Source organism: Neobacillus sp. DZ-9, from assembly GCF_059587065.1.
The window spans coordinates 213,369-229,936 of sequence record NZ_JCAIOL010000008.1 but is presented as its reverse complement, the minus strand read 5'-3'; the positions used below and the strand labels follow the sequence as shown (position 1 = coordinate 229,936).

The window sequence follows — 16,568 nt, the reverse complement described above, 5'->3', positions numbered from 1 at the left end:
AATGCGTAAACCGATCATTGCAGGAAACTGGAAAATGAACAAAACCATTTCGGAAGCAAAAAGCTTTGCAGAAGAAGTAAAAGGACTTGTACCAGCTCCAGACAAGATGGATTCAGTCATTTGTGCACCTGCTTTATTTTTACAAAGCCTATTAGAAGTTACTGCAGGCAGCGATGTGAAAATTGGTGCTCAAAACATGCACTTTGAAGAAAGCGGTGCGTTTACGGGAGAAATCAGCCCTAAGGCACTTGCTGACCTTGGTGTACACTATGTGATTATTGGACACTCTGAACGCCGTGAAATGTTCAATGAAACGGATGAATCTGTTAACAAGAAAACTCTTGCGGCCTTTAAATACAACTTAACTCCAATCGTATGCTGCGGCGAAACGTTAGAACAGCGTGAAAACGGTGAAACAAACCAATTAGTCGGTGACCAGGTTGCAAAGGCACTAGCTGGTCTAACAGACGATCAAGTGAAACAAACGGTCATTGCTTACGAACCGATTTGGGCAATTGGAACAGGTAAATCTTCCACTTCTAAAGATGCCAATGAAGTATGTGCCCATATCCGTCAAGTAATTGCTCAGCAATTTTCACAAGATGTTGCCGACGTAGTAAGAATTCAATATGGCGGCAGCGTAAAGCCGGAAAATATTAAAGAATATATGGCAGAGCCAGATATTGATGGTGCATTAGTAGGCGGCGCAAGCCTTGAAGCACAATCATTCTTGCAATTACTGGAGGCAGGAAAGTATGAGTAAATCTCCAGTTGCTCTGATCATCCTCGATGGCTTTGGATGCAGGGGCGAGACGAAAGGGAATGCCGTGGCGCAGTCGAAAAAACCAAATTTTGACCGGTTTTGGAGCACCTACCCACATTCCCACTTAACAGCTTCAGGTGAGGCGGTCGGTCTTCCTGAAGGACAAATGGGAAACTCCGAGGTTGGGCACTTGAATATCGGTGCCGGCCGCACTGTTTATCAAAGCTTAACACGTGTGAACATTGCCATCCGCGAAGGTGAATTTGAAAAAAATGAAACCTTTACCGGTGCCATGGAACATGTAAAGAAAAACGGTACAGCCCTTCATTTATTCGGTTTACTATCTGACGGTGGTGTTCACAGCCACATCAGCCATATGTTTGCCTTGCTTAAGCTGGCTAAAGAAGAAGGCGTGGAAAAAGTTTATGTTCATGCCTTTCTTGATGGCCGTGATGTCGGTCCGAAGACTGCTGCAAAATATATTCAGCAGACACTGGATAAAATGAAGGAGTATGGTGTCGGCGAATTCGCCACCATTTCTGGAAGATACTATTCCATGGACAGGGACAAGCGCTGGGAGCGCGTCGAAAAGTCCTATCGTTCGATGGTATACGGTGAGGGACCAACTTATAGCAATCCGTTAGAGGTAGTGGAGGATTCCTACTCACATGGAATCTTTGACGAATTCGTGCTTCCATCGGTGATCACAAAAGAAGATGGCCAGCCAGTTGCCACTATTCAAAACAATGATGCTGTTATTTTCTATAACTTCCGTCCAGACCGTGCGATTCAAATTTCGAACACGTTCACGAACGAAGATTTCCGTGCGTTTGACCGCGGACCAAAGCATCCGAAGGATCTGTTCTTTGTGTGCTTAACCCACTTCAGTGAATCGGTCAATGGTTATGTTGCTTTTAAACCGAGTAACTTGGACAATACTTTAGGCGAAGTGCTGTCGCAGAATAATTTGAAGCAGCTGCGGATCGCGGAAACAGAAAAATATCCGCATGTCACCTTCTTTATGAGCGGTGGTCGTGAAGCTAAGTTCCCTGGCGAAGAACGGATTTTAATCAACTCTCCAAAGGTTGCAACCTATGACCTTAAGCCGGAAATGAGTGCTTTTGAAGTAACGGATGCGCTTCTAAATGAAATTCAAAATGATAAATTTGATGCCATTATCTTAAATTTTGCCAATCCAGATATGGTCGGGCATTCAGGGATGCTTGAGCCTACCATTAAGGCGATCGAAACCGTTGATGAATGCTTAGGAAAAATTGTCGATTTAATCCTTGAAAAAGGCGGCACAGCCATCATTACAGCTGACCATGGCAATGCAGACGAAGTAATAACTTTGGAAGGCGAGCCAATGACAGCTCACACAACAAATCCTGTACCGGTTATCGTAACAAAACAAGGTGTAGATCTACGTGAAGGCGGAATCCTTGGGGATTTAGCGCCAACCATGTTAGACTTATTAAATGTGGAAAAACCAGCAGAAATGACTGGTACATCTTTAATAAAATAATCCAATTTTAAGGAGAGAAAAACAAATGCCATTTATTGCTGATGTATATGCACGTGAAGTATTAGATTCCCGCGGTAATCCTACAGTTGAAGTTGAAGTTTTCACTGAATCAGGCGCTTTTGGCCGAGCTTTAGTTCCAAGCGGTGCTTCAACAGGTGAATACGAAGCTGTTGAGCTTCGTGACGGCGACAAAGAACGCTACCTTGGAAAAGGTGTTCTTAAAGCGGTTGACAATGTAAACGAAATTATTGCTCCAATGCTTGTTGGTGAAGAGTTCAGCGTCCTTGATCAAGTGGCTGTTGATAACGCTCTAATCGAGCTTGACGGCACAGACAACAAAGGTAAATTAGGTGCTAATGCCATCCTTGGTGTCTCTATGGCGGTTGCTCATGCGGCTGCAAACTACTTAGATATTCCTTTATACCAATACCTTGGCGGCGTCAACGCTAAGCAGCTTCCTGTGCCTATGATGAACATCGTAAACGGCGGCGAGCATGCAGATAACAATGTGGACATTCAAGAATTCATGGTTATGCCAGTAGGTGCTCCAAGCTTTAAAGAAGCACTTCGCATGGGTGCAGAAATTTTCCATAGCTTAAAATCAGTTTTAAAATCTAAAGGCCTTAACACTGCTGTTGGTGATGAAGGCGGCTTTGCACCAAACCTTGGTTCAAACGAGGAAGCACTTCAAACCATTGTAGAAGCAATCGAAAAAGCCGGCTACAAGCCTGGCGAAGAAGTCATGCTTGCAATGGATGCTGCATCCTCTGAGTTCTACAATAAAGAAGATGGAAAATACCATCTTGCAGGCGAAGGTGTTGTGAAGACTTCTGCAGAAATGGTTGATTGGTATGCAGAACTTTGCTCTAAATACCCAATCATTTCAATCGAAGACGGCTTAGACGAAAACGACTGGGAAGGCCACAAGCTATTAACCGAGCGTCTTGGCAAAAAGGTTCAATTAGTGGGTGACGATTTATTTGTTACTAACACTAAAAAGTTAGCTGAAGGAATTGAAAAAGGAATTGGCAACGCCATCCTAATCAAAGTTAACCAAATCGGTACTCTTACTGAAACGTTTGATGCGATTGAAATGGCAAAACGCGCTGGTTACACAGCTGTAATTTCCCACCGCTCTGGTGAAACAGAAGACAACACAATCGCTGACATTGCCGTTGCAACGAACGCAGGTCAAATCAAGACTGGTGCTCCTTCACGTACAGACCGTGTGGCAAAATACAACCAATTGCTTCGCATTGAAGACCAATTAGGTGAAACAAGCCAATACAACGGTTTTAAATCATTCTACAATCTTAAGAAGTAATTTTTATAAAAAAACCCTTGCTCACATTGGGCAAGGGTTTTGCTTTTTTTTGGGATGGCTGTGTTAAAGTCCATTGTGATTTTTAACAATGTTGATTGGAGCGGAAGGCGCGAAGACTCCTGCGGGAGTACGGGACAGGGGAGACCCCACAGGCGCTTTAGGCCGAGGAGGCTCCCCGGAACGCCCGCGGAAAGCGAAGCGCCTGGAGCGTAAATCAACAACAAAGTTTAACAGAGCTTTTGGAATAAAAAAGCAGGGAAATAACCAGTTCATGTTTAATATAAAAATAAACAAAAAAACTGGGGAGACATAGATGAAAAAATATTTAGCTAAACTATCACGGACACAACAAATCATTATTCTCTTTGCTGTTCTCTCTTTAGGATTTATTTATTATTTTTCAAAAGGTGCATTGCCAGTTCAAAAGGATACGGTAACCGTTAAAGTACAAAAAACGGACGAAGGAGAAACCGTCATTCAAATTCAGGATAAGAACAGTGATGAAATTGCTAAAGACTTTCCTTTAAATATGTCCGAAGATGACATGAGGGATGCCATCCACCAAATGTCACATCAAAAAGTAGTGGCAGAAAAGAAGTGGGGAGCGATTCCCTTAAGCAACAAGCGGGTAAATCGGTTATTAGAAGTAGTGAAAGAAAATAAGGCAAACTATAAAAACACGGATGTTTATTACGGTATTTTAAGGCGCTGGGCCGATGGCGATTTTTCCCGTGTCGATGAGGACCATAATGAAATCTGGAGCCTTCAGAACGGGTCTGTCGGGAAAGCAAAAGGAATTGCCTCCTCCAAAGAAGAAAGAGATTTTATTGTTGAGAATTTCAAAGTTAAACAATAAACGGCATTCCCAAAAGCTGTCACAATAACTACTATTGTTAAAAGGGAAATAATATGGTAAATTAAGAATACTGTGAAATGTACGTTCTAACAGGAGGTGGCCTTCATGCATGCATTAATTGTTACACTATTAGTAATCGTAAGTATTGGACTTATTATTGTTGTATTACTTCAATCAGGTAAAAGCGCTGGATTATCTGGTGCCATTTCAGGTGGTGCTGAATCCTTATTCGGTAAGCAAAAAGCACGTGGAATTGATTTGATCCTACATCGTATTTCGATTGTATTATCTGTTTTATTTTTCTTGCTTGCTCTTGCTGTTACTTACTTTAAAATCTAATAATCAAAAATGCAAAACCTGGCCAGTGGGTCAGGTTTTTTGTGTGTAGAAATGGACGCTCGCGAATTAATTGTGTAAACAGGTGAAATCCACTTTCCATAAGCCTTTTTTCTGGAATGTTCATCACTGCTTTGCTTAAACTAAGATAAGCTAATAGATATTGAAGGAGTTTTTTGTATGAAAGTTACTTTACCAAAGCCATTTACCTTTGAGGGAGGAAAGCGAGCTGTTCTTTTGCTGCATGGATTCACCGGTAATTCTGCGGATGTCCGGATGCTGGGACGGTTCCTTGAAAAAAAAGGCTACACAAGCCATGCACCGCATTACAAAGGGCATGGGGTCCCGCCGGAAGAACTTGTTCACACTGGTCCTGAGGATTGGTGGCAGGACGTTCTAAAGGGCTATGAATTTTTGAAAAATAAAGGCCATGAAGAGATTGCGGTGGCGGGACTTTCCCTTGGCGGCGTATTTTCTTTGAAATTAGGATACACTGTACCTATAAAAGGAATTGTAACGATGTGTGCGCCTATGTATATAAAAAGTGAAGACGTGATGTACGAGGGAGTTCTCGATTATGCACGGGAATTTAAGAAACGGGAAGGAAAAACAGACGAGCAAATCGAATTGGAAATGAACGAGTTTAAAAAGACACCGATGAACACTTTAAAAGCGCTGCAGGGATTAATCGCAGAGGTTCGCGATAATGTCGACATGATTTATGCACCAACCTTCGTGGTCCAAGCACGCCACGACAATATGATCAACACCGAAAGTGCCAATATTATTTACAACGAAATCGAGTCAGTTGAAAAGGAAATCAAATGGTACGAAGAGTCGGGACATGTCATTACGCTTGATAAGGAACGCGACCAGCTGCATGAGGATGTTTTCGCCTTTTTAGAAAAACTGGACTGGCGCGATTAAAAGGAGAGATTTTTTTGGAAGAAAACATACAAAAGCACATTGACAGGCTTTTGCAATATATGAAAGACGAGGCTTACAAGCCATTAACAGTTCAAGAGCTGGAAGCAGCATTTGGCATCGAGGATTCCAGTGCCTTTAAGGAATTTGTCAAAGCCCTCGTGCAAATGGAGGAAAAAGGGCTGGTTGTCCGTACCCGCAGCAACCGTTACGGCCTTCCGGAAAAAATGAATTTAATCCGCGGTAAGCTGACCGGGCATGCGAAAGGCTTCGCATTTGTCGTTCCTGATGAACCGGGTATGGATGACATTTTTATCCCGCCAAATGAAACAAACACGGCGATGCATGGCGATACGGTCCTAGCCAGGGTTTCTTCAGAATCGTCCGGACAACGCCGGGAAGGAAGCATTATCCGCATCATTGAGCGCGGTGTCCAGCAAGTAGTTGGAACCTATGTGGAAAGCAAAAGCTTCGGGTTTGTGATTCCCGATGATAAAAAGTTTGCCAGTGATATTTTTATTCCTAAATCAGCATCAAAAGGAGCAGTCGAGGGTCATAAAGTAGTGGTGAAACTTGTCACCTATCCGGAAGGGCGAAAAAGTGCAGAGGGTGAAGTCATCACTATTCTCGGTCACAAAAACGACCCTGGAGTGGATATTCTTTCGGTTATACATAAGCACGGCCTTCCGCTAGCCTTTCCTGATGATGTACTAATTCAGGCAAATGAAACGCCAGATACCATTGATGAAAGTGAATTGGCCAACCGCCGCGACCTCCGTAATGAAACAATCGTGACGATAGATGGGGCGGATGCGAAGGATCTTGATGATGCCGTAACCGTTACGAAGCTTGAAAACGGTAACTATAAGCTCGGTGTTCATATTGCCGATGTCAGCTATTATGTTAAAGAAGGAACACCTATTGATGTTGAAGCAGAGGACAGGGCGACAAGCGTTTATTTAGTAGACCGAGTGATTCCGATGATTCCGCACCGGTTATCGAATGGAATCTGTTCGTTAAATCCAAAGGTGGATCGGCTAGTATTATCGTGCGAAATGGAAATTTCCTCAGAGGGTGCTGTCGTTTCGCATGAAATTTTTCAAAGTGTAATTAAAACAACCGAGCGGATGACCTACCATGATGTGAACCGAATCCTGATCGATAAAGACGAAGAAACTCGCGCACGGTACGAACCGCTTGTACCGATGTTTGAATTAATGGAAGAACTCGCGGGGATTCTTCGAAACAAACGGATGAATCGGGGAGCAATAGATTTTGATTTTAAAGAATCAAAGGTATTAGTTGATGAGGAAGGCAAGCCGACGGATGTCATTCTTCGTGAGCGCTCAGTAGCAGAACGGTTAATTGAGGAGTTTATGTTAGCAGCTAATGAAACGGTCGCTGAACATTTCCACTGGATGGAAGTACCGTTTATTTATCGAATTCACGAAGATCCAAAGGAAGATAAGCTGCGGAAATTTTTCGAGTTTATCACGAACTTTGGCTACATTGTAAAAGGAACTGCTAACGATGTTCATCCTAGGGCTTTGCAGGAAATTATTGAAGAGGTTCAAGGAAAACCGGAGGAAATGGTTGTTTCAACGGTTATGCTTCGTTCGATGCAGCAGGCAAAGTATGATCCTGAGAGTCTCGGACATTTCGGATTATCAACCGAGTTTTATACTCATTTCACCTCGCCGATTCGCCGTTATCCTGATACAATTGTTCATCGCTTGATTCGTACCTATTTGATTGAAGGTAAGCTTGATGAAGCAACTCGGGAAAAATGGAATGCCCAATTGCCGGAAATTGCCCAGCATTCTTCGAAAATGGAGCGCCGTGCCGTAGATGCCGAGCGTGAAACGGATGAATTGAAGAAAGCTGAATACATGGAGGACAAGATTGGCGTTGAGTATGACGGCATTATCAGCTCGGTGACCAATTTCGGTATGTTTGTCGAGCTTCCAAATACGATCGAAGGTCTAGTCCATGTCAGCTATATGACCGATGATTATTACCGGTTTGATGAGCGTCACTATGCGATGATTGGCGAGCGGACGGGAAATGTGTTCCGTATCGGCGATGAAATCACTGTTCGTGTTGTAAAGGTTAATAAGGAAGAGCGTGTGATTGATTTTGAAATTGTCGGCATGAAGGGGACGCCGCGCCGGGATCGTTCAGAAACACCAAAAGTTTTTAAAACCGGCAGTGATACCAATAAGCCGCGCAGGAACAAACAGCAGGGTGGACAGAATCAAGACCGTAATCAAGGTAGAAGCCAAGAGCGAAACAAAGGGCGCAATCAAGGCGGCAGCCAGCAAGGTAGTTCTGAGGCCGGCGCCGGTCAAGGCAAAAAGACGAAAAAGAAACGTAAATTTTACGAAAATGTCCCAAAAAATAAGAGCACGAAGCGGAAAAACAAACGGAATTTTTAATATGAGGGAGGGCCTAATGTAAGAGGCTCTCTTTTCATTGTCTCGGTTAGTTTATTTTGCTAAAATAAAATGTATAAACGAGGTGAAAAATATGCCAAAAGGTGAAGGGAAAGTCGTTGCGAATAATAAAAAGGCTTACCATGATTATTTTATCGAAGAAACCTACGAAGCCGGCATCGTTCTACAGGGGACAGAGATAAAGTCCATTCGCGCAGGAAAAATAAATCTCAAGGATTCCTATGCGCGAATATTAAATGGGGAAGCTGTATTAATTGGATTGCACATTAGCCCATACGAGCAGGGGAATCGTTACAATCACGACCCATTGCGAACAAGAAAGCTTTTGCTTCATAAGCGTGAAATCAATAAGCTGATTGGCGAAACCAAAGAAGCCGGATATGCACTTGTTCCTTTAAAAATGTATTTGAAAAATGGTTTTTGCAAGGTATTAATCGGCCTGGCAAAAGGTAAGAAAAATTATGATAAGCGTGAAGCGTTAAAGCAAAAAGAAGCGAAGCGTGAGATTGAACGGGCATTCCGCGATCGTCAAAAGATGTAGCTTACAAATAATTACAATTGAAATTCGCTCACAGTGTGTTATAATAAGTTTGTCGCTAAGTTGCGACACAATCTTTTGCTCAAACAACTTGTTGAGCATCCGATATCGTCTGCTAGAAACATTAAGTTGTTTTAGCACATTCTATAATGGGGACGCTACGGATTCGACAGGGGTAGTTCGAGCTTGGGTTGCGAGTCGAGGGGATCGGCCTCGTTAAAACGTCAACGCCTATAACTGGCAAAACTAACAACAACTTAGCTTTCGCAGCTTAATACTGCATAGCTGTTCGCCCCTCCATCGCCTATGTGGTAGGGTAGCGGACTCACTCTTAGTAGGCTACGCCGGAGTCCACCGTCTGAGGGCGAAGGAAGAGAACAACCAGACTAGCTGACCGGACGCCTGTCGATAGGCAAATGGCTCAGCGAAATGCGAATATGTCGACTACACTCGTAGAAGCTTAAGTGCCGATATCTTTGGACGCGGGTTCGATTCCCGCCGTCTCCACCATACATAGGTGGATAACAAGACCAGTCTAACAGGCTGGTCTTTTTTATATTTGAAAAAAAGATTCCTCAAAAGCTATTTTCTTTTTAAGTATTTCCTTATTATATTTTCCATTCCTTGGAGTACACTTTTCATAGTTTTCCAGTATCCATAAAGTACAATTTCTTTTTTTGTTCACTCTAAGAAACAGAGAATTGACAAAACCAAAGTAATAGTAAGAATCTTTTGGCTATGTATTTACCGGAAAATATTCTATAATTGGGGGGCTATAAAAATACTGGCGGATTGAAATGTTAGCTAATGATGTTTCAAAGTATTTTTGAACCTGTCAAGGAAAATAATAGGAAATATGGATTCGGAAAACAGATTGTTTAGGGTGTGAAAATAATGCTGGAAGAGATATTGCAGCAAGTTCAAGAAGGCAAATTAAGTGTTTCAGAGGCGAAAGATAAGTTAGCCACATATGAGAATTTAGGCTTTGCCAAGGTCGATCATCATCGCAAGAATCGTCAAGGGTTCCCGGAAGTGATTTATGGAGAAGGGAAGACGAAGGAACAAATCCTATCCATCATTCAAGCCATCAAATTAAAAGGTAATGATGTCTTAGTTACACGGATTTCAGAAGAAAAAGCTGATTTTATCCTTCGTGAGCATCCTGAATTTATCTATAATGAAACAGCACAGATTCTCTTCTGGAAAGAGAACAAAAATAGTAAGGATTCTTATCAAGGCTACGTTGCCATTGTTTGTGCTGGCACATCAGATTTGAGAGTGGCCGAAGAAGCAGCAGTAACAGCAGAGGCATTAGGAAGTGAAGTGCGCCGCTTTTATGATGTGGGTGTTGCTGGGATTCACCGATTATTTGACAATATTGAACAAATCCAACAGGCGACTGTTTCAGTAGTGGTAGCAGGAATGGAAGGCGCGTTGCCAAGTGTCGTTGGGGGACTTGTATCACATCCGGTCATTGCCGTTCCAACCAGTGTTGGTTATGGAGCCAATTTCCATGGTTTATCAGCATTATTGACCATGTTGAATTCGTGCGCGTCTGGCATCAGCGTTGTAAATATCGACAATGGCTTTGGTGCTGCCTACAACGCGGTACTGATTGATAACATCGCAAGAAAAGGAGGCAACAAGGGATGAAAACACTTTATATCGATTGTTTTTCGGGGATCAGCGGTGATATGTTCATTGGAGCGCTTTTAGATGCAGGGGCAGATCCGGCTGTTTTAGAAAATGAATTAAAAAAGCTTAATTTTGAAGATGAATATCAATTGACGTGGAAGAAAATCGTGAAGAACGGAATCACAAGTACTAAGTTTGATGTAGAGTTAGCACAAACTAGTCACCAACACGAGCATAACCACCATCATGCACAAGATCACCAACACGAGCATGACCATCACCATCACCATGAGCATGATCACCATCATGCACATGATCATCATCACGAGCATGACCATCACCATGAGCATGATCACCATCACGAACATGATCATCATCATCACCGTTCATACAGTGATATTGTAAAAATGATCGAATCATCCGATTTGGCACCTGAAGTAAAAGAGACTTCATTAAAAATCTTTCGGAAAATTGGTGAAGCAGAAGGGCATATTCATGGTATGCCATTAGAAAAAGTTCATTTTCATGAAGTAGGTGCAGTCGATTCGATCATTGATATTGTGGGAGCGGCCATCTTAATTCATCAGTTAGACATTAAGAAAATAAAATCTTCAGCTGTTCCTGTCGGCTCAGGAAAAATACATATTGATCACGGTATTTATCCAGTTCCTGCACCAGCCACACTAGAGGTATTAAAAGGTGTACCAATTGAACAAAGCAATGTGCGATTTGAACTTACAACCCCAACGGGTGCAGCTATCGTAGCAGTGCTGGCAGAAGAATTTTGTGCGATTCCATCTATGAAAGTAGAATCAATTGGGTATGGTGCTGGAACAAAAACCTTTAAAGACCGTCCCAATGTACTCCGTGTCATTGTTGGAGAATAGGCCGTAGGAGGAGTAAAATTGGTTTCACATCCTCATAACAACGAACATATTGATGATGAAATGGTCAAGATGGAAGTGAATCTTGATGATGTACCAGGTGAATGGCTCGGTTATGTCATGGAATTACTTTTTGAAGCAGGGGCGAACGATGTATTTTATACCCCTATCTATATGAAAAAAAATCGGCCGGGAGTTATGCTGCAGCTTCTTTCCTCGCGACACAAATTAGAAAAAATGAAAGAAATATTATTTAACGAAACCACCACTTTAGGGGTGCGCTATTATCCCTTAACGGTCCATCGGCTTGAGAGACAGTTTAAGCGAGTCGAAACCGTGTGGGGCCCTGTGACGGTGAAAGAAGGGTATTATCAAGGTCTGCTTGTCCAAAGAGCCCCAGAGTATGAGGAGTGTAAAGAAATAGCCAAACTTCATCGTATCCCATTGAAACAAGTATATGAGCAGGTTTGGAAGAAACTCGATCAAGATGAATAAAAATGTTTAGTAAAGCGGGTAAAGGCTTCGGGCCTTTATCCGCTTTTTTTATCATTAATAGTTGGTAATACCTTGCAGATTTTAGGAGAGAATAAATATAGTTCAACAAACGATAAAAGGTCAATTCGCCCAATTGTGTTGCGAGAATAAGAGGTGATCTTTCAATCAAAATAATATTTGTTGAAAAAACTAACAAAAAAATAATACAACTTGTCCTATTGACAACTTTTAATGAAGATTATAAAATGATAACGTTAACATGTGATGCGATATACGACAGTTTTAACGAAATCTATGATCACCTCTTATGAAAATGTTGCAATTTTATCTAAGTTAAGAAAAAGGTGTTTCATAGAACAACATTTCTAACTCAAGCGAATAATAGGGAAAAACGATCAGTGAGTCTACACTCCTGATATTTTTATCCGCTTTGATGAAAGCATTTGCAAACGTGCCGAGAGTCACTATGTGAAGGTGCAGAAACGTTGTAAGTAAGAACAATCAATATACGTCATATGTAAAAGAAATCATCTAATATTTTTATAAAAAAGAAAGAAGATGGGGGAAAACAATTATGCCTTTAGTAATAATCGCATTAGGGGTACTATTATTACTTATTTTAATTATGCGCTTCAAATTAAACACATTTGTATCATTGATCATCGTTGCCTATCTTGTAGCATTGGCATTGGGCATTCCAATGAAAGATGTTGTTAAATCAATTGAAACCGGTTTAGGTGGAACACTTGGCCATATAGGAATTATTTTTGGACTTGGTGCCATGCTTGGCCGTTTAATCGCCGATGCAGGCGGTGCAAACCGAATTGCTACAACTTTAATTGACAAATTTGGTGAAAAAAGAATTCAATGGGCGGTATTAGTCGCTTCATTCATTTGTGGTATCGCATTATTCCTTGAAGTTACAATCGTATTATTAATCCCAATTATTTTCTCAATCGCAAAAGAATTAAAAGTATCCATTGTAAAATTAGGGCTTCCAATGGTAACAGCTGCCCTTGCGGCACATGCTTTCTTGCCTCCGCATCCGGGTCCAATCGCTGTTGCAGCAGAATATCATGCCAATGTTGGTCTCATGTTACTTTACGGAATCATCGTTGCCATCCCAACGGTCATTTTAGCTGGTATTTGGTATCCTAGAATTGCTCAAAAAATTGTTCCATCGGCATTCACTAGAGAAGGCAGTTCGTCATTCGGCGTACAAAAAACATTTAAATCAGAAGAAACACCAGGTTTTGGAATCTCTGTTTTTACTGCATTATTCCCTGTTATCTTAATGGCGATTGGTGCCATTGTGGATATCTCGCAGCAAACGTTAGGATTTAAAGATAATGCGGTAATTGGTTTTATCCGCTTTATTACAAACTCTGACTCTGCTATGATCCTTTCCGTTTTATTCGCAGTCTACACAATGGGATTACAAAGAAAGATTCCTGTGAAAACGTTAATGGATTCTTGTTCTTCAGCGGTAAACGCTTTAGGAATGCTGCTTTTAATTATCGGCGGCGGCGGTGCCTTAAAGCAAGTGCTTATTGATGGCCATGTTGGTGATTATGTTGCTAAGTTATTCGAAGGTACTCATATGTCACCGATTCTTTTTGCTTGGATTGTTGCAGCATTATTACGTGTATGCTTAGGCTCTGGTACTGTTGCTACCTTAACAACTCCTGGGCTAGTGCTTCCAATGCTTGCTACAATGCCGGATGTTAACTTAGAACTTGTTGCCTTGGCAACTGGTGCTGGAAGTGCGATTGCATCACACGTGAACGACGCTGGATTCTGGATGGTTAAAGAGTCTTTAGGTATGAACATCAAAGAAGCATTTGGAACTTACACAGTGCTTTCAACGATCGTTGGTGTATCAGGATTAGTCTTCACCTTAATATTAGATATGTTCTTTTAAAATAAAGAAGGGGCCATTTTATAGATTCTATAAAATGGTTTCTTTTTTTAATGGACAAATAATTTGCGAATATTGCAAATCAATTACTGCCTGCTTTTACTTTAATGGAAATTAGCTTATACTTTTAATGTGTTGCAAAATGCATAAGTTGAAATCTGAAAGGGTTTAAAATATTAAGATAGGTGGAATTCGGCATGAATCAGAAGTATGAACGGTTGAAAGAAATTTTAAGTGAAATGGGTAATGTAGTAGTTGCTTTTTCGGGTGGTGTGGATAGTACATTTTTATTAAAAGCAGCTGTCGATGTTTTAGGAGTGGGCCAAGTCCTGGCTGTGACGGCTGATTCGGAAACGTACCCTTCCAGTGAATTAGAAGAAGCGAAAAGATTAGCAAAAATGATTGGCGCAGCCCACCAAGTAATTGAAACCTCTGAATTAAATATACCGGGCTATGTAGAAAATGACCAAAACCGCTGCTATTTCTGTAAAAATGGCTTGTTTGAACAAATTATTCCGATTATGCATCAGCAGGGCTTTGAAAACGTAGTATACGGTTTGATTGCTGACGATATGAGTGAGCATCGTCCTGGTGTACGTGCAGCCAGAGAGCATGGTGTCCGCGGGCCGCTCCAAGAGGCGAACCTTTTTAAAGAAGAAATCCGGGAGCTTTCGAAACAATTAAACTTGCCTACCTGGGAAAAACCTTCTTTCGCCTGTTTATCGTCCCGCATTGCCTATGGTGAAAAAATTACGCAGGAAAAATTAACGAAGATTGAAAAATCCGAGGCTTATATCAAAGGCTTGGGAATCAGACAAGTGCGCGTGCGGACTCATCAAGAGATCGCAAGGATTGAAGTGGAGCCTCAGGATATGCCATTAGTGCTGGCACACTACCAAGATATATTGGAAAACCTCCAACAATTCGGTTACAAATATGTCACGCTTGATCTTCAAGGCTATGTCAGCGGCAGTATGAATAAAGTGTTGAAACCAAGCTTTACTAAGGTGAGCCAATAATGGAAAATAGAAGAATAGAGGATATCTTAGTAGGTGAAGGGTAATGATGAAGGCATTGGTAATTGTCCCTTATGAGGGATTGTTTGAAATGATGAAAGAAATCCAGCAACAGGTGGATGACATTCAATTAGATATTGAATTAGGGAACTTGCATGAAGGGGTAGCTATTGCCAAGGCAGCTGAGCATAATGGCTACCATGTCATCATCAGCCGCGGCGGAACAGCTTCGATGATTCAGGAGGCCGTATCTTTACCTGTGATTGATATCCAGGTGACTGGCTATGATGTATTACGCATTATCACACTCGTAAAAGGATTTTCACGAAAAGCTGCTATTGTTGGTTTCTCGAATATTACACATGGGGCTGCTACGATCTGTAAGCTGCTTGATTTAGATATTGAGACATTCACGATTACACAGGAGTTCGAGGTTCAAGAAAAATTAGCCCATTTAAAAAGCCTTGGCTATGAGGTGGTCATTGGAGACGTTGTTACGGTACAGTCTGCCAGGCAATTGGGGCTGACAGGAGTCCTCATTACTTCTGGAAAGGAAGCTATTATTGATGCATTAGAAGAAGCGAGAAGGACTTATCGGATATACTCGCAGCTCCAACAGAATGTTTCTTTATTTCAATCGATTCTCGATTGCAATGAACAGGCGGTCGGGGTTTTTAACCTCGAAGAAAAAATGGTATATGGAAATGAGCTTTTCAATAAAGAATTTCATGGAATGAATCTAGAGAATTTGCCGGAAATTAAAAGATTAATCCAAGAGACGAGAGATGGAACTCAAATCAAAACCCTCCACATCCATCCTTCGTTTTGGAAAATAACAGCAAGCCCGAAAGAGGATGCGGTTGTCTTATTTTTTGAAAAAAGCCTTCCACATCAAAGGCATTTTCAGGATCAGGAAAGTATTCAAAAGAATGCGTTAGAAATTCATACATCCGCATCGTATTCCCCGATTTCAGGAAAAAGTGAATCGATCCAGCGGGTGTTAAAGCAAATCGATCAATACAGTAAAAGTGAAGAACCTGTCTGGATTATTGGAGAAACGGGAAATGGCAAAGAATTAGTTGCCAACTCCCTTTATTCAAAAAGGAAATCGATAAATGAACCATTTATCGTCGTGCATTGTGACGTATTAAACGCAGACCAGCTGAAGGATTTGATAAACGATGACTTTATCCAAAAGTTTGCGAATGGGGTTATCTACTTAAAGAACATCGATCAGCTGAACGGTTATATGCAAAATGAATTAAACAAAATCGTCCAGAATGAAAAGCATCATAAGCTGCAATGGCTTGTGTCTTCTGAATGCAATATGGAAGAAAAGGTCAAAACTGGCACGTTTAATGGTGAATTGTATCATTCGTTAGGAAAATTAACCATTTGTATACCGCCGCTCCGGGAACGCAGAGAAGATATTGAGGACCTGGTTCATGTCTTTATTTCTGAATTGCATCCCAAATATGGCAGTTTGGTGGTGGGAATTCGACAGGACGCATTAATGGAATTGACCAACTATGATTGGCCAGGAAATGTTGAACAGCTCAAACAGGTTATCGAGCAATTGTTTTTACAAACAAAAGCTTATTATATTGAAAAAGAAGATGTTGAAGTCGTTTTAAAACGATTCGTTCAACAGGAGAAGAAAAGTGATGCATTGGCACCGATTGATTTAAGCGGAACATTGGAAGAAATCGAAAAACAAGTAATCACGAAGGTGCTCGAAGAGGAAGGGTTGAATCAATCCAAAGCAGCTAAACGTTTAGGGATTAACCGCTCGACCTTATGGCGCAAGCTAAAATAATAGCTTGCGTTTTTTTGTGGCAAAAATGATGCAAAAAGCAACATAATGAAAATTTTGTAGAATTTTTAAAAATATATATTGCTAA

11 protein-coding genes, 1 other RNA gene and 3 pseudogenes are annotated in these 16,568 nt (G+C 41.4%); 14 read left to right on the top strand and 1 reads right to left on the bottom strand.

Annotated features, from left to right (window positions below; translation table 11 throughout):
* Position 1 precedes the first annotated feature (1 nt).
* From tpiA to larE, 13 genes and pseudogenes are all read left to right on the top strand, one after another.
* On the top strand, positions 2-763 hold the full coding sequence (tpiA, locus tag AC59HZ_RS22205) for a triose-phosphate isomerase (protein WP_496547935.1): 762 nt from the start codon (positions 2-4) through the stop codon (positions 761-763).
* Positions 756-2,288 (top strand): 2,3-bisphosphoglycerate-independent phosphoglycerate mutase, encoded by a 1,533-nt coding sequence (gene gpmI / locus AC59HZ_RS22200; protein WP_496547934.1) that lies wholly within the window; start codon positions 756-758, stop codon positions 2,286-2,288. The genes tpiA and gpmI overlap by 8 nt, the downstream gene beginning before the upstream one ends.
* A gap of 25 nt (positions 2,289-2,313) precedes the next feature.
* A complete protein-coding gene (eno, locus tag AC59HZ_RS22195) occupies positions 2,314-3,612 on the top strand; it encodes a phosphopyruvate hydratase (protein WP_496547933.1) in 1,299 nt (432 codons plus the stop codon).
* 313 nt (positions 3,613-3,925) lie between these two features.
* Positions 3,926-4,468, top strand: a complete 543-nt coding sequence (locus AC59HZ_RS22190; protein ID WP_496547932.1) for a DUF6241 domain-containing protein — start codon at positions 3,926-3,928, stop codon at positions 4,466-4,468.
* Positions 4,469-4,573: 105 nt separating this feature from the next.
* Positions 4,574-4,807, top strand: a complete 234-nt coding sequence (gene secG / locus AC59HZ_RS22185; protein ID WP_496547931.1) for a preprotein translocase subunit SecG — start codon at positions 4,574-4,576, stop codon at positions 4,805-4,807.
* 177 nt (positions 4,808-4,984) lie between these two features.
* Positions 4,985-5,731, top strand: coding sequence for an alpha/beta hydrolase (locus tag AC59HZ_RS22180; protein ID WP_496547930.1), 747 nt, complete (start codon positions 4,985-4,987; stop codon positions 5,729-5,731).
* A gap of 14 nt (positions 5,732-5,745) precedes the next feature.
* A complete protein-coding gene (rnr, locus tag AC59HZ_RS22175; RefSeq protein WP_496547929.1) occupies positions 5,746-8,163 on the top strand; it encodes a ribonuclease R in 2,418 nt (805 codons plus the stop codon).
* Positions 8,164-8,254: 91 nt separating this feature from the next.
* The gene (gene smpB / locus AC59HZ_RS22170) at positions 8,255-8,722 is read left to right on the top strand and encodes an SsrA-binding protein SmpB (RefSeq protein WP_223592056.1); all 468 of its coding nucleotides are present in this window, start codon (positions 8,255-8,257) and stop codon (positions 8,720-8,722) included.
* A 148-nt stretch (positions 8,723-8,870) separates the two neighbouring features.
* Positions 8,871-9,229, top strand: a transfer-messenger RNA (tmRNA) gene (gene ssrA, locus AC59HZ_RS22165).
* A gap of 384 nt (positions 9,230-9,613) precedes the next feature.
* Complete coding sequence (larB, locus tag AC59HZ_RS22160) at positions 9,614-10,372, top strand: nickel pincer cofactor biosynthesis protein LarB (RefSeq protein ID WP_496547928.1); 759 nt, start codon at positions 9,614-9,616, stop codon at positions 10,370-10,372.
* Positions 10,369-11,733, top strand: a pseudogene (gene larC / locus AC59HZ_RS22155) (nickel pincer cofactor biosynthesis protein LarC). The gene larB and the pseudogene larC overlap by 4 nt, the downstream one beginning before the upstream one ends.
* Positions 11,734-12,307: 574 nt before the next feature.
* Complete coding sequence (locus tag AC59HZ_RS22150; protein WP_496547927.1) at positions 12,308-13,654, top strand: gluconate:H+ symporter; 1,347 nt, start codon at positions 12,308-12,310, stop codon at positions 13,652-13,654.
* Between the two features lie 194 nt (positions 13,655-13,848).
* Positions 13,849-14,619, top strand: a pseudogene (gene larE, locus AC59HZ_RS22145) (ATP-dependent sacrificial sulfur transferase LarE); the annotation flags it as partial.
* Here the strand turns inward: larE and AC59HZ_RS22140 are convergent.
* A pseudogene (locus AC59HZ_RS22140) lies at positions 14,602-14,667 on the bottom strand (hypothetical protein); the annotation flags it as partial. The pseudogenes larE and AC59HZ_RS22140 overlap by 18 nt on opposite strands.
* Positions 14,668-14,713: 46 nt before the next feature.
* Between AC59HZ_RS22140 and AC59HZ_RS22135 the strand changes: the two are divergent.
* Entirely contained in the window at positions 14,714-16,483 is a 1,770-nt protein-coding gene (locus AC59HZ_RS22135) for a sigma-54-dependent Fis family transcriptional regulator (protein WP_496547926.1), read from the top strand.
* The last annotated feature ends 85 nt before the right edge of the window (positions 16,484-16,568 follow it).